Source organism: Kribbella sp. NPDC005582 (assembly GCF_040605415.1).
In the GTDB taxonomy this organism is placed as follows: domain Bacteria; phylum Actinomycetota; class Actinomycetes; order Propionibacteriales; family Kribbellaceae; genus Kribbella.
The window spans coordinates 1-13,390 of the sequence record NZ_JBEXCU010000009.1; the positions used below are offsets into that span (position 1 = coordinate 1).

General features: G+C 68.0%; 10 protein-coding genes. 4 read left to right on the top strand and 6 right to left on the bottom strand.

Features of this window, described 5'->3' with window-relative positions; translation table 11 throughout:
* Window positions 1-351 precede the first annotated feature (351 nt).
* Complete coding sequence (locus ABZS29_RS35720) at window positions 352-2,001, bottom strand: hypothetical protein (RefSeq protein ID WP_355468999.1); 1,650 nt, start codon at window positions 1,999-2,001, stop codon at window positions 352-354.
* On the bottom strand, window positions 2,001-2,222 hold the full coding sequence (locus tag ABZS29_RS35725; protein WP_355469001.1) for a hypothetical protein: 222 nt from the start codon (window positions 2,220-2,222) through the stop codon (window positions 2,001-2,003). Before ABZS29_RS35725 ends, ABZS29_RS35720 begins: the two co-directional genes overlap by 1 nt.
* A gap of 49 nt (window positions 2,223-2,271) precedes the next feature.
* Between ABZS29_RS35725 and ABZS29_RS35730 the strand changes: the two genes are divergently transcribed.
* Window positions 2,272-3,417 carry a hypothetical protein gene (locus tag ABZS29_RS35730; RefSeq protein ID WP_355469003.1) on the top strand — a complete coding sequence of 382 codons (1,146 nt, stop codon included), beginning with the start codon at window positions 2,272-2,274 and terminating at the stop codon, window positions 3,415-3,417.
* A gap of 55 nt (window positions 3,418-3,472) precedes the next feature.
* Here ABZS29_RS35730 and ABZS29_RS35735 read toward each other — a convergent pair whose 3' ends face one another.
* Both ABZS29_RS35735 and ABZS29_RS35740 read right to left on the bottom strand, forming a co-directional pair.
* The gene (locus ABZS29_RS35735; protein ID WP_355469005.1) at window positions 3,473-5,404 is read right to left on the bottom strand and encodes a glycosyl hydrolase family 8; all 1,932 of its coding nucleotides are present in this window, start codon (window positions 5,402-5,404) and stop codon (window positions 3,473-3,475) included.
* A gap of 141 nt (window positions 5,405-5,545) precedes the next feature.
* The gene (locus ABZS29_RS35740) at window positions 5,546-8,335 is read right to left on the bottom strand and encodes a hypothetical protein (protein WP_355469007.1); all 2,790 of its coding nucleotides are present in this window, start codon (window positions 8,333-8,335) and stop codon (window positions 5,546-5,548) included.
* 167 nt (window positions 8,336-8,502) lie between these two features.
* Here ABZS29_RS35740 and ABZS29_RS35745 point away from each other — a divergent pair, with 167 nt between their 5' ends.
* Window positions 8,503-9,954 carry a hypothetical protein gene (locus ABZS29_RS35745; RefSeq protein WP_355469009.1) on the top strand — a complete coding sequence of 484 codons (1,452 nt, stop codon included), beginning with the start codon at window positions 8,503-8,505 and terminating at the stop codon, window positions 9,952-9,954.
* 15 nt (window positions 9,955-9,969) lie between these two features.
* Window positions 9,970-10,482 carry a DUF6328 family protein gene (locus ABZS29_RS35750; protein ID WP_355469011.1) on the top strand — a complete coding sequence of 171 codons (513 nt, stop codon included), beginning with the start codon at window positions 9,970-9,972 and terminating at the stop codon, window positions 10,480-10,482.
* Here ABZS29_RS35750 and ABZS29_RS35755 read toward each other — a convergent pair.
* Entirely contained in the window at window positions 10,444-12,117 is a 1,674-nt protein-coding gene (locus tag ABZS29_RS35755) for an alpha-amylase family protein (RefSeq protein ID WP_355469013.1), read from the bottom strand. The genes ABZS29_RS35750 and ABZS29_RS35755 overlap by 39 nt on opposite strands.
* Before the next feature lie 61 nt (window positions 12,118-12,178).
* Here ABZS29_RS35755 and ABZS29_RS35760 point away from each other — a divergent pair, with 61 nt between their 5' ends.
* Window positions 12,179-13,180 (top strand): SDR family oxidoreductase, encoded by a 1,002-nt coding sequence (locus ABZS29_RS35760; protein WP_355469015.1) that lies wholly within the window; start codon window positions 12,179-12,181, stop codon window positions 13,178-13,180.
* 4 nt (window positions 13,181-13,184) lie between these two features.
* Here the strand turns inward: ABZS29_RS35760 and ABZS29_RS35765 are convergent, their stop codons facing one another.
* Window positions 13,185-13,388 (bottom strand): hypothetical protein, encoded by a 204-nt coding sequence (locus ABZS29_RS35765; protein WP_355469017.1) that lies wholly within the window; start codon window positions 13,386-13,388, stop codon window positions 13,185-13,187.
* Window positions 13,389-13,390 lie beyond the last annotated feature (2 nt).

Below are 13,390 nucleotides of genomic sequence, written 5' to 3' on the forward strand. Positions count from 1 at the left end.
AAAGATGTCTGCACGGGGTAAATGCTAAATTTCGGCATTGACTTTCGGCACGCTGTTGAGTTCTCAAGAATCGGACGCACACCGCAGCCGAACCTTACGGTTCAGGGCTTCCGGGGCAACCCGCCAAACTTTACTGTTCCGTCCGCGGCCGGTCAAATCGGCCACTTTCTTCGCAGTTTCCCCGTGTTTCAGCGGCCGACCCGAGTCCGGAGACGCGTTTCAGCTGCTGTACCTTCGGGGGTGGTCAGGAGGTCCGGCCGCTTTCGCGTCCTGCACTCGCTCCCAACAAGAAGAACATTACTGTGATTCACCAGCCGGATGCAAATCGGGGTCCCCAGCGGCATTCCGGGCCTATCGGTCCCGGTCGTTCTCCCGTACGGCGCCCGCCGCGCGCGGACGTGGATCCGCCGCGACGGCGACGCGTTGGGCCGCGGCCGGGGTCGGATTGAGGCCGGCACTCAGCGCTTTCGTGAGCTCCGTGGTGTCCCGCTCGAAGTCGTTGGTCGCCTTCACCACCATGGTGAGCCCCGTGACCACCTTCGGGTCAGGCGACGGACTACTCAGCACTTGCTGCAGAGCCGCTCGAGCCTCTGTACGCATCTCGTTCCTGGTCTCCGGACTCACCAGATGCATCCACGCGGTCAGCGGTGGCGTCTCCTTGGTGAGGTTGAGCGGAGTCTCCTGCCAGGGCTGCGAGCTGTGCGCGGCGAGCACGACCGGGGTCATGCACTCCGGCATGCTGTGCTCCCCACTCACCACCATGTCCGCGACGCCGAAGGCCATCACGTCCTTCGCGTCGTCGAGTGACAAGTGTTCCTCGTGCACCAGCATGGTCGCCGCCGTCATGTACAGCGTCGCGCTGCTCGATCGGCCGCCGACGAACCGGTCCGGCAGCGCGTTGGTGATGTCGCGGTACCAGCTGGGGTTACTGACGTCGACCGAGTCCGGCGTCGGCAGATTCGGGTTGTACGGCGCCCGCTCGGGGTGCCCGGCTTCGGTGAACATCGCGTCCCCACCGAGTCGCCGGTACGGCGGCACCCGCACCTCCCACCCGGCTTCGTTGAAGTTGAGCCGGGTCCGGGTCGGCCCGAGCGTTCGGGCGTATCCCTGCTCAGGGTCCTCTACGTTCGTATAGAGGTCCCGGATCCGCTCGAACAGCACATCGTCGACCGCGAGACTCGGCCCGCGGTTGCGCGCCTCCGGCGTACCACCGCCGGGAACGTGCATACCGGCGCCTTCGTTCACTCGGGTCCGCCCCTGGTGATACCCGAACGTCTCGAACGATCCGCTCCAGGCGCCGACGTTCTCCCCATTGATTGCCAGCTCACCGGTCGACTGGTCCAGCTGCAGCTCGGCCGCTGACCCGACCGGCAGCCCGCGGTTGCCTACCGGACCGTCCAGCACCGTCCCCTGCATGGTCAGATCGCCGGCTACCGCGGTCACCCGCATCCGGAGTTCGTCGGCATCCACCTGAACCCGGACCACGTGATCGACCCAGCCGGCAGCGGCGTCGGCCGTCGTACCGGAGTCGAAGGTGCCCGTGTGCCGGGAGATCGCGCCGTCGGACAGCACCCCGTACATGGTGTCGCGCTGATAGGTGATGCCGAGCTGCTGCTGCGGGTCGTCGCGCGGCGCGCGCTCGCGGGCAGCGGCGATCGCGTTCAGCTCGTCCTGGTTGGCGCCGGTGACCTGATAGCCGTTGTCCTGCAGGAACCACACCGGCTGGGTGCGCTCAACTTCCGGGACGAAGGCGTCCATCGCGCGCTGGAAGGCCTCCCACCCCGGCCGCTGCGGCGGGTTGCCCGCGTCCCGGCTGGCCAGCTCAGCGCGCCAGTTGCGCTTCATCACCTGCAGGAAGCTCGCTGCGCCGGCGATCTCGGCCGCTTCGTCGTTGCCAGGATGCAGTCCGTAGGCGAGTTCGGGTGCGTGGCTGCGTTCGAGAGCCGCCAAGCGCTCCGCGGGCGTGCGGTGCTGCGCGAGGATGCTCCCGACGTCCTGCATTACGCCTCGGCGACCGCCCGGCGGACCTCGCGCTCGACGTAGTCCCACGCGTAGTTCGCCGCGATCTGATCGGTGTAGTACTCGGCCAGCGCCTCTTCGGTCAGCTTCCGGACCAACGCTTCACCCTCCAGTACGGCGAGATCGGCGCGCCGCGACCGAAGTTTGGCCACCGCGCTCGCGCGGATGGCGTCGTACCGGTCCTGCTCGTTCGCGTACTGCATTTGAGGAGTCTAGGTACCGAAGGGGCCGAGCCGGGGAAGAATGACGGCTATGCAGTACTTCAGCTCGACCTGGTGGCTGTGCCGGAAGGTACGCCGGACCACCGACCGGCGACCGTTCGTCCAGGCTGCCCGGATCCTGTCCGCGCCACCGGACGACGAAGCGCGCGACGAGGTCCTGCGCGCGTTCGGTGAATGGCGCGACCGCGACTTCCAGGACCGCGTCCTGTACGGACTGAGGGAGGCCTGCCGGACCGGGGAGCAGGAACGCCATCGACCGGTGCCGGACCTCCCCCATTCGGTGACGAGGTTCCTGCTCACCGACGACCGGATCAAGGAGTACTTCGGCCACGCCGAGCCGAAGTTCGGGACCGGCCACCGAGATCTGGCCGAGTGGCTCATCGACGCCGCGCTGCACTCGACCGACGCGGAGGCCCGAAGCGATCTCGCGGGCCTGCTGAGCGAGACCGCCCATCCCGACCTGCTCGGTCGGCTGGACAAGGCGGTCTGGGAGGCGCTGGAGAACGAGAAACACGGGCATCCGAGCAAAGTCCGGTTGTGGGACGACGGCGTACCGACCGACCTGACCCGCATCATCTTGGCGAATCCGAACTTTCCGTTGCCGCCGACCGAACGACAGCGCAGCGGCCAGGCGGTCTATGCGCCGGAGGCGATCGTCGCCGTACTGAAGGATCGCCTCGACAAGCTCGCCGACTACCTGACCCCACAGCTGAGCTATGCGGTCGTCAGCGGCTTGCTCGAAGCCGTCAAGTTTCCGGCTCCGGCCGACTTCGTCGAGCGGAGCCGGCAGGCCCTGCGCAATCTGCCGCCGGGGATCGCTCGGGAACAGGTCGTCCAGGCGGCCCTCCACAACCAGCCCGAGGCGATCGCCGCCGCGGCCGACGCCGGCTACGCACCGGCCGAGGAGCGCGACGCCCTGGCCTTCCTCTACATCACCAGGCAGTGGGACCGGTACGACGCCGCTGACCCGGACGGTTCCCGGATGACGGCGTACTGCGCGAAATACGCCCGCCCGTACGTCGGCACCTATCGCCACCAGATCGAGTTGGCGGCCCAGATCTCCGGCCGACCGAACCCCTGCCCGAAGCTGCCGCCACCGGACCCGTCCGCACAGACCGACCGCCCACACGGCGCGGTCGGCAGCTGGCCGACGAGCTGGGTGAGCGGTTCCTGGTGACGATCCCGTTGCCCGCGCGGCTGAGGTGGTTGGCCGGCCGCGCGGGCAGTCGTGGTTACGGGACCCAGTGGTTGTGCGTGGCGGTGATCATGACCTGCAGCTGGATGCTGGCTGCGTAGTAGCTGCTGGTGTCGACGGGCGTGGACAGCATCTTGTTCCACAGCGCGTCGAGCCACGCCTGGCTGCCGGAGTCCGTCATCGCGGGGATGGTGAAGGGCGCGAAGAAGGCGGCGTCGCTACCGGACTGGATCGCCGTACCGTTCAGCTTGTAGCCGGTGGCGATGCTGCTCGCGTTACCGCCGGTCTTGGACTTGATCCAGCTGTTGAGCTTGCGGGCCGAGGCCAGCGACGCGCTGTCCCCACTGGTCACCGCGTCGGCGCCGATCCGCCACGGGTCACGGCAGGCGTTCCACCAGAACTGTCCGTCGTTCGGGTCCTCCAGGACCTGACCGGCGGCCGGCTTCGGGGTCGAGTTGGTGTTGATGACGAAGTCGGGCAGCAGGCCGGTGGTCGACGCGTAGTTGTTCTGCAGGGACGTCGTCACGCTCTGGTGCTTGGCCCGGATGGTGTCCCAGGCCGAGTTGCCGGTGGCCGTCTTGAAGGCACGGAAGTGGTCGGCCATCCAGTCCGAGCTCCGGGACATGTTCCAGGTGGCGTCACCCGACTGGCTCCAGTCGCCGAAGGTCAGCAGGTTCGTGCTCGGGTTGATCTCGCTGGCCTTGATCGCGTTGATGTGCTTGATCGCGAGCGCCTTGTAGTTGTAGGTGCCGGTGCTCCCCCACTGCTTGTCGGCCAGCAGGAGGCCGTAGGCGACATCCATGTCACCGTCGGTCGCGCTGTCGGAGCCGTTCACGCTCTTGCAGGAGGTGTCCTGCTCGGCGGCGAGCAGGTCGGCGTTGTTCACCGACGGGTGCGCGAGCATGTACTTGACCAGGCCGTCGAAGATCGTCTTCGCGGCCGGGTCCGCGCCGGCCATGGTCGCGGTGATGACCATGCCATAGCCCTGAGCCTCGGCGACGTACGGGTGATCGGCGTCCGGCGAGATGATCTGGTACCAGCCGTTGCCGCAGTTCTGCTTGACGAAGGCCGACTTCCACTGCTGGTAGTAGTCGACCACCTTCTGGTCGAGGGTGGCCTGGCTGCCGGTCGGCTTGAGGATGCCGGCGGCGTACGGGAACTGGTGGCTCCCGAACGGTACGGCGACTCCACCGCCGCCACCGGCCTGCGTGGTCGCCGTCACCGCGTTGCTCACCGCGGAAAGGTTGCCCGCGGCATCACGGGCCTTGACCGTGTACGTGTAGCTGGTGGACGCCGTCCGGCCGGTGTCCGTGTAGCTCGTGGTTCCGGTCGTGGCGACCTCGGTGCCGTTGCGGTAGACGACATACCCGGCGACGCCGACGTTGTCCGTCGAGGCGTTCCACGCCAGCGAGACGCTGCTCGACGTGGTCCCCGTGGCCGCGAGACCGGTCGGCGTACTCGGCGGCGTGGTGTCGCCCGGGTCGCTGCCCGTGGTGCCGTAGACCTCGAGGTCGAACAGCGAATACCCGTACGCCGTCCCGCGCGCGGTGCCGTAGACGCGCACGTACCGGCCGCTGCCCGAGAGCGTCAGATCGTCGATCGCGCCGTTCCCGGTCGTGGTCGAGAAGACGTCGGTCCAGCCGGTCGAACCGTCGGCCGAGGTCTGGATCTTGTAGGACTTTCCGTAAGCGGCTTCCCAGTTCAGCTTGACCCGCGTGATGTTCGCCGCGGTCCCCAGGTCGACCCGGATCCACTCGGGATCATGTCCTTCGGCACTGGCCCATCGGGTGGACGAATTCCCGTCCAGGGCTTTGGCAGCCTCGAACCCGGTGCCCTCGACCGACGAGGCGGTCGCGGGCTTGCCCTGCGAGAGCAGGGTCTCCGCGGCGGAGGCACTGAGAGCGGTTGGCACGAACAAGGCAGAGGCAACGACCGCGGCAGCGGTCAGCCCTCGAAGTAGATACGGCATCAGCGGTGTCCTCCGGGCGGTGAAAGGAAGCTGCACTTTCCAACAGTTAGGAAAGTTTCCTATTGGTTGACCGAAAGTAGATCCAGTCCCGGAGAAGCGCAAGATGTCGCGCCCGGATCAATCGCTTGTTTTTAACCCTCCTCAGCCACGCAGTACGGCGACTCCGTCAATCGTCACCGGAGCAGCACTGACCGCGACGAGTTTGATCTCGCCGGCCCGGTACGGCGTCACCGGCAATGTGGTGATCGCTCGCTTGGCGGTTGCCGAGGCCAGCGAGACCCGGCCGACCTTCACACCGGCGTGGTAGACGTCGACGCTGCCTTGGCCGGGACCGTTGAAGGTCACCAACGCGACCCGCACGCCTGCCTCGCCGGACTTGGTCAGCGTCGCGCCGGTTGCTTTCAGCGTCGTGACGGTCCCCTTGTAGGCGGTCGAGTTCGCCGTTCGGGTGAAGGTGCCGGCTGCGGTCAGCGTGCGATCGTCCTGCGGCGCCATCGCACAGGTGGGCGCGGACCACGGCGATTCGTTGCCCACGGCATCGCGGGCCCGCACCAGGTAGCACCGGTCCACGCCGGGCACCGTGTTCCAGGTGACCGAACTGGCCTTCGTCGCTTGCCACGCCGCGGGGTACTGCCACGGGCCGGCAGCCCGTCCCACCGGGGCATCACGCATCGCCACGTCGTACGACGCGATCGCGCCGCTGTTGTCGGCGAAGGTGTACTCGAACTTGCCAGTGTCGGTCAGGATCAGCGGTCCTCCGGCCGTCGCGGCGGTCAGCTTCGGCGCCGTACCGTCGTACTCGGAGCAGAAGGACTGGCTCCACGCGCTCTCGTTGCCGGCACGATCCCGCGCTCGGACCTGGAAGCAGGTGTCGACACCCCGGGCTGCGGTGTACTGCACTCCGCTCATCTGGCTGCTCAGCATCGGCCAGCCCATTACCCATTCGCCGTACGGCGCGGTCGGCGTCGGCCGCTCCTGGTATCGAACGTCGTACTCGGTGATGCCGCTGGCCGGCGCGGGATCCGTGAACGCCCACCGGAAGGTGACGCTCGGCTCGGAGCGCACGCGCGGACCCGCATCGCCCATGGTGACCGTCGGGGCCGCCTGGTCGGCGTCGAAGTTGGGCGTTGGCGCGACCCAGTCCAAGGTGGCGATCCGGGGCTGGAGATTGACGTCCTTGTAGATCAGCCGAGCGGTGTCCGCGTCATCCGGAGCGAACGACGCCCGATTCCAGAAGTACCCGGTGATCGGGCCGTACCAGCGTTCGGGCAGCGTCAGCGTGTTCAGATCCGTGACCTTGAGCCGCAGCGCCGACGGCTGTCGCTGGACGAGGAAGTTGAAGCCCAGCTTCCACTCCTTCTCCAGCGTGATCGTGCGGACCGGGATCTGGCCCTGGCTGTCGACGATCTGATCGGGGCCGGTGCAGTCGATGACCACCCAGCGGCCGGCCGCCTGGATGCTCTGCGGCGTCCCGCAGCCGGCTCCGGCGCGGACCTGGTGCGAGAAGCCGCCGGAGATCGCTTCGAGGTTGTTGTTGCGGTCAGGTCCGCGCCAGATCGTCGACCCGGACAGGCCGACCGACTGGTCGAAGCCGCCGATCCGCTTGCGCGTCGCCACGTCGTACACCTCGAGGTCACCACTCAAGCTCGGGGCGCTGGCGGCCAGCTTGCCACCCCGTCCGAGCCGGGCGTCGCCGTGGCCCAGGTTCAACTCACCGCGCTCGTCGACGACGACAGCGTCGTACGCCGCGCCTTCCGTCGTACGGCGGTAGGCGAGCATCGCGTCGGTGGACAGTCGCGGGGTGAGCTGGTCGTCGGTCTTGATCGGCAACCGGGTCCAGGTGGCGCCGCCATCGGTGGTCTGGTCGAGCGGACGGTCGGATGCCTGGTCGCCGCCGTCCTGCGGGACTCTCGACACCGTCGTGACGACGCGATCGCCCGCGAGCATCACCTCGCCCGACTGGCCGCGGAACGGCGGTGTTTCGGTGATCGTCCGGAGCACGCCATCCGCACCGACGCTCGCCACCTGGGCCTGCGCGGTGACCAGCAGGCGGCCGTTGCCCTGGTCCTCGGCGTCGTGCAGTCCGGTGACGAAATCTCTGACCACCGTCCCGCTCTGGACGTCGATCTTGGCCAGTTCGTAGGTGTCCGGAAGCTGCACCGCGAGATCGTTACCCAGCGGGAGCAGCGGCCGGCCGTACGGTACGACGACCGTGCCATCGCCGGTGCCGGTCCGGTTCTTCCACGCGAGCGTGGTCGACGTGTCGGTGTGCGCCAGCTGCCAGATCACTCGGCCCGGCGTGAGCTGCGCCCAGGTCGTCGGCCCCGTGAGCGTCGCTACCTGCGTCGCCGTACCGGTGGTCAGGTCGAGCACGAACAGACCACTTGCCGAGCCGAGCAGGAAGGCCGTGTCGGTGCGGTCGAGGACCTGGGCATCGGTCTGGACTCCGGCGACCGGCGTCTCGGCGCCCGCATAGGTCCGCAGGACGAAGGCGTCTCCTCGGGCCAGCAGCATGCCGCCGGGATAAACGTTCCTGACCTCGCTACCGGCCGGGGCGTCGATGAACTGCACCTCGTCGGTACCGAGCTTGCGCGGCGCGACGCCCGTCGCACTCCACTCCAAGGCGTAGTCGCCGACGATCTCCGGCGAGCGATGGATCTGGATGTCCAGCCGCCGGTACTCGCCCTGCGCACTGCCGTCCGTCGTGCTGCGGACGGTCCACGGCGCCGGCGTGCGGTCGGTGGGGTAGCCGTAGTCGGTGAGGTAGTAGTCGGGGGTGGCCGCGAGGATCTGCAGGCCCGGGTCGGGCTCCAGGCGCGGGCCGAGCAGAACGCCTTCGGCGAGCGGCGGATCGGCGGCCACGGCCGGACTTGCGGCGGTGAGAGCTGTGAGGACGCAGGCGGCAGCGACCGCGGCGGCGTGAAGCTTCAAGGGACCCCTCCCACTGTGTTCCGGCCTACACCGGATCAGGCGGGGATCATCCTAAGCGCCAGGTGGGACACAAAGCGGATCGTTGCCCTTTCGGGCACCACCACGCTCAGAGTTGGTTCGACTTTGGTCTGATGCCGGCGACCCACCGTGATCGCTAGGTTGCCGGTATGGAGACAACGGAGCCGCTGGCGCCGATCGCGGCCACTTGGGTGCGGCGGGCAACGATCGTGCTGTTCGCCAACCTGGCCGCGAGCGCACTCTTCGCCGTCCTCACGGTCGCCTTCCTGGGAAAGGTCGTGGACTACCAGCTCGCGGCGGGGAGCACCAAGACCGCTGAGGAGCTGGAGATCTCGATCTGGATCCGGGCGTCGATGGTGCTGGTGATCGCGGCGTTCTACGTCTTCCTCGCCCGGCGGATGCGGCGCGGGCGGCGGGGCGCCTATGTCCGGGTGCGGACGCTGGCGATCGCCGGACTTGTTGCCGTCAGCTACCTCCTCGCGACCGGTGCGTATCCGCTGTGGTTGCGCGGCGTCCAGGTGGTCCAATGGTTGCTGCTGGCAACGCTGGTCGTCATCACCAACCTCCGGCCGGTCCGCGCGGCCTTCCCGCGACCGCCGAAGCAGCCACGCGAGCCTCGGTCGGGGAAGGCAGCCTGGACGCTGGTCGTGATCACGCCGCTGATCGCGGAGTTCGCCCTCGGAACCGTGCCGGTCCGGATGCTCTATCTGGTCCTTATGTACATCCCGATCTACGGCGCCGGCGCCCTGTTGATCCGGGAGCTGGCCCGTCGGGTCGGCGGCGGCTGGCCGACGATCGCGTTGCTCGGGGTCTGTTACGGCCTGCTGGAGGAAGGGCTCGCCCTGCAGAGCCTGACCAGCCCCCACCTGTACGGCGCCGCCGAGTGGGGACCGCGCTGGTTCGGGATCAACACGACGTACACGGAACTCAATCTGCCGTACCACGTGGTCTTCAGCGTGGTCGTGCCGATCGCCCTGGTCGAACTGCTGTTCCGCGGGGTCGGCAAGCAGCCGTACCTGCGCCGTGGCGGGATGGTGCTGACCGGGTTCGTGACCGTCCTCGGAGCCGTACTGCTGCGACTGGCGGTGCCGTTGTCCGAGGACCCCGGCTACCAGATGTCCGCGGCTGCGATCCTGACCGTGCTCGGGCTGATCGTCGTCCTCGGGTTCGTCGCGCTGCGGATCCTGCCGCGGCGCGCGCTGAGCGTGCAGGCCGCGGCCTCGGTACCGCCGCCCGCTCTGGTCGGCGCGCTCTGCGGGGTCGCCACCCTCCTCTTCCTGGCTCTGCTCTTCCCGCTCGGGGACGCCCGCCAGTCGTCGTTCACCCACGGCAACTGGGTGCTGGTGCCAATGGTGGTGGCCGCGGTCATCGCGGTCGGCACCGTTCGTCAGCTCGCCCGCTGGAGCGCGGCCGTGGCCTGGAGCGAGCGGCACCGGATCGCCGCGCTCGGTGCGACACTCGTCGGCCACTCGCTCTTCGGCCTGCTCACCCGCGCCAAGACCTTCCCCGACCGGCTCGTCCTGGTCGCGGTCATCGCGGTCAGCTGTCTGATCGCCGTACGGCTGTTCCGGCGGTCAAGGGGCTTGCCGCAGCTCGTCTGAGGGTATTGAGGTGCCATGACGCGCCGACCTGCTCCGTACACGCGCAAGGACGAGGACTCCGGCGAGCGCCTCGACCGGCACTGGAACGAACTGCTGCAAGAACTGCGCCTGGCCCAGACCGGGACGCAGATCCTGTTCGCGTTCCTGCTCAGCATCGGCTTCCAGGGCCAGTTCCAGGCGGCCGACCAGTTCACCCACCTCGTGTACGCCGGCACGCTGATCGCCTCCGCACTGGCGGTCGCCCTCTTCCTGGCGCCGGTGTCGTTCCACCGGATCGTGCATCGCCAGGGTCTGCGCGACCGCCTGGTCATCGCCGCCGACCGGCTGGCCCAGGCCGGACTCGCCTTCCTGGTCGCGGCGATGGCCGGCGGCGTACTGCTCGCGCTCGACGTCGTCCTGTCCCGTCCGGTCGCGTTCTGCATCGTGGCCGGCATCTTGATCTGGTTCGTGACGTTCTGGTGGCTGATTCCGCTCGGCGTCCGCCGGAAGTCAGATGAGGTAGCGGTCGACCGGGCTGACGATACGTAGCCAGCGGGCAGCGTAGGGTTCCAGCTCCAACTCCAGCGTTCCTTCGTCCGTGAGCTTGGTGGTGCTGTCGCGCAGGACATCGACCGCGCTGAGCTCACCTGCGTCGTCGGCGATCTTCAGCGTGACCTGAGCCGCTTCCGCGCCGAAGTTGTGCGCGGTGATCATGACGCCGTCCTCGTACTCCGATCGATGCGCGAAGACCGTAGGCGCATCGTGATCGAGAATCGTGCACTCGCCCCACGACAGTTCCGGGCACTCGCGATAGCGCCGTACGAGCAGCTTGATCCAGTTCAGCAGCGAGTCGGGGTCGCGGCGTTGAGCGGCCACGTTGACGTTCTCGGGACCGAACTCCCCCTCGGTGACGGGAGCGGCGAGCTTCGACGGGTCGGCCGTGGAGAAGCCGCCGTTCGGGCCGGCGGTCCACTGCATCGGAGTCCGGACAGCCTGTCGGCCTTCGATCGCCAAGTTCTCCCCCATCCCGATCTCCTCGCCGTAGAACAGCACCGGCGTACCAGGGAGTGAGAAGAGCAGGCTGTAGACCATCTTGAGCCGCGCCTGGTTGTTGCCGAGCATCGGCGGCAGGCGTCGCCGCAGACCACGGCCGTAGAGCTGCATGTCCTTGTCCGGGCCGAACGCGTCGAACACCTCCTGCCGCTCCGCGTCGGACAGCTTGTCCAGGGTGAGCTCGTCATGGTTGCGCACGAAGGTGCCCCACTGCCCCTGTTCGGCGGCCGGCGGACGCTCGCGCAGCGACTTCACCAGCTCGGCCGGATCGTTGCGCGCCAGCGACAGGTACAGCTTCTGCATCCCGATGAAGTCGAAACACATCGTGAGCTCGTCGCCGTCCTCGTCACCGAAGAAGCGCCGGACGTCGGGATACTCGAGGTTCACCTCGCCGAGCAGCATCGACTGACTGCGCCGGCGCTCGAGGAACGCCCGCAGGTCGCGCAGGTAGTCGTGCGGATCGGGCAGGTTGCCGGCATCCACCGCGCCGGAGGTGTCGAGCAGGAACGGTACGGCGTCCACCCGGAACCCGGAGATTCCGACCTCCGACCAGAAGCCGATCACCCGCTGGATCTCCTCGCGCACCTCGCGGTTGGCGATATCGAGGTCCGGCTGATGCTTGTAGAACTGATGCAGGTAGTACTGGCCGGCCTCCTCGTCGTACTGCCACAGGCTCGTCTCCTGGTCCGGGAACACGATGCCCTCGTGCTGGTTCGCCGGTGGCTCGTCCCGCCACACGTACCACCCCCGGTACGGCGACTCCCGCGACGAGCGAGCGCTCTGGAACCACGGGTGCTGGTCCGAGGTGTGGTTGACGACCAGGTCCGCGATCACCCGGATACCGCGGTCCTGGGCGAGCGTGAGCAGCTCGACCAGGTCACCGTGCGTGCCCAGCCGCGGGTCGACACCGTAGAAGTCGGTGATGTCGTACCCGTCGTCGCGATCCGGCGTCGGATAGAACGGCATCAACCACAGACAGGTCACCCCCAGATCGGCCAGATGGTCGATCCGCTGGCCCACGCCGCGTAGATCACCCGATCCATCACCGTCGGTGTCGAAGAAAGTCTCGACATCGAGGCAGTAGATCACCGCGTTCTTCCACCACACATCTGCTGTCTCGGTCAGTCGCATTCACTTCCCGTTCCCGCGCCCGGCCCGGCGTACACGTCGAGGGGGTGGGTACTGGGCCGCCATGACCCAGGTTGTGGTGGTGACAGGTGCCAGTGCAGGAATCGGCCGCGCGAGCGCGGTCGCGTTCGCGCGACGCGGTGCGAAGGTGGCGCTGCTGGCGCGTGGTGAGGAAGGCCTCCGGGCCGCCGCTCGCGAGGTCGAGGCGGCCGGCGGTACGGCGTTGACCATCCCGGTGGATGTCGCGGAGTACGACGCCGTCGAGGCGGCCGCGGCCCGGGTCGAGGACGAGTTGGGCCCGATCGATGTCTGGGTCAACGTCGCGTTCACGACGGTGTTCGCGCCGTTCACCGAGATCGAGCCGAAGGAGTTCAAACGAGCGACTGAGGTGTCGTACCTCGGCTACGTCTACGGCACCCGGGCCGCGCTGGACCGGATGAAACCGCGTGATCGCGGCACGATCGTCCAGGTCGGGTCGGCGCTGGCGTACCGCGGGATTCCGCTGCAGTCGGCGTACTGCGGGGCCAAGCACGCGATCCAGGGGTTCCACGATTCGCTGCGCTCCGAACTGCTGCACGACAAGGCGAACGTGCACGTGACGATGGTGCAGATGCCGGCCGTCAACACACCGCAGTTCTCGTGGGTGCTGTCCCGGCTACCGCATCACCCGCAGCCCGTGCCGCCGATCTTCCAGCCGGAGGTGGCCGCTGACGCCGTCGTCTTCGCGGCCGACCATCCGCGCCGCCGCGAGTACTGGATCGGTGGTCCCACGATGGCCACCTTGATCGCCAACAAGTTCGCGCCCGGCCTTCTGGATCACTATCTGGGACGTACTGGCTACAAGTCCCAGCAGACCGACCAGCTCAAGAAGCCGGATGCCGAGAACCTCTGGCATCCCGCCGACGCGGACCGCGACTTCGGATCGCACGGCGCCTTCGACGATCGCGCGACCACGCGCAGCTACGAGTTCTGGTCGTCCCGGCACCGCAACACGCTCGCTGCCGTCGGCGCCACCGTAGCGACGGCGGCGGGAGCCCTGCTGCTCCGCGCCGCCCGCAGGTCGTAGCGGCTTACCCGCCGTACGGAGGTCGGTGCGCTGGTTGCAGCGTGATGCCGGCCTCCGTCGCCTTCTGCTGAACGGCGATCTCGGGGCGGCCGAGCTTGATACCGATCACACAGGGCGGGATGTTGAGCTCGGCGTACTCGCCGAGACGCGCTACTTCCTGTTCCGTCCACGGCTTCTCCGCGTTGCTGACGGACTGCGGCAGAACCATCG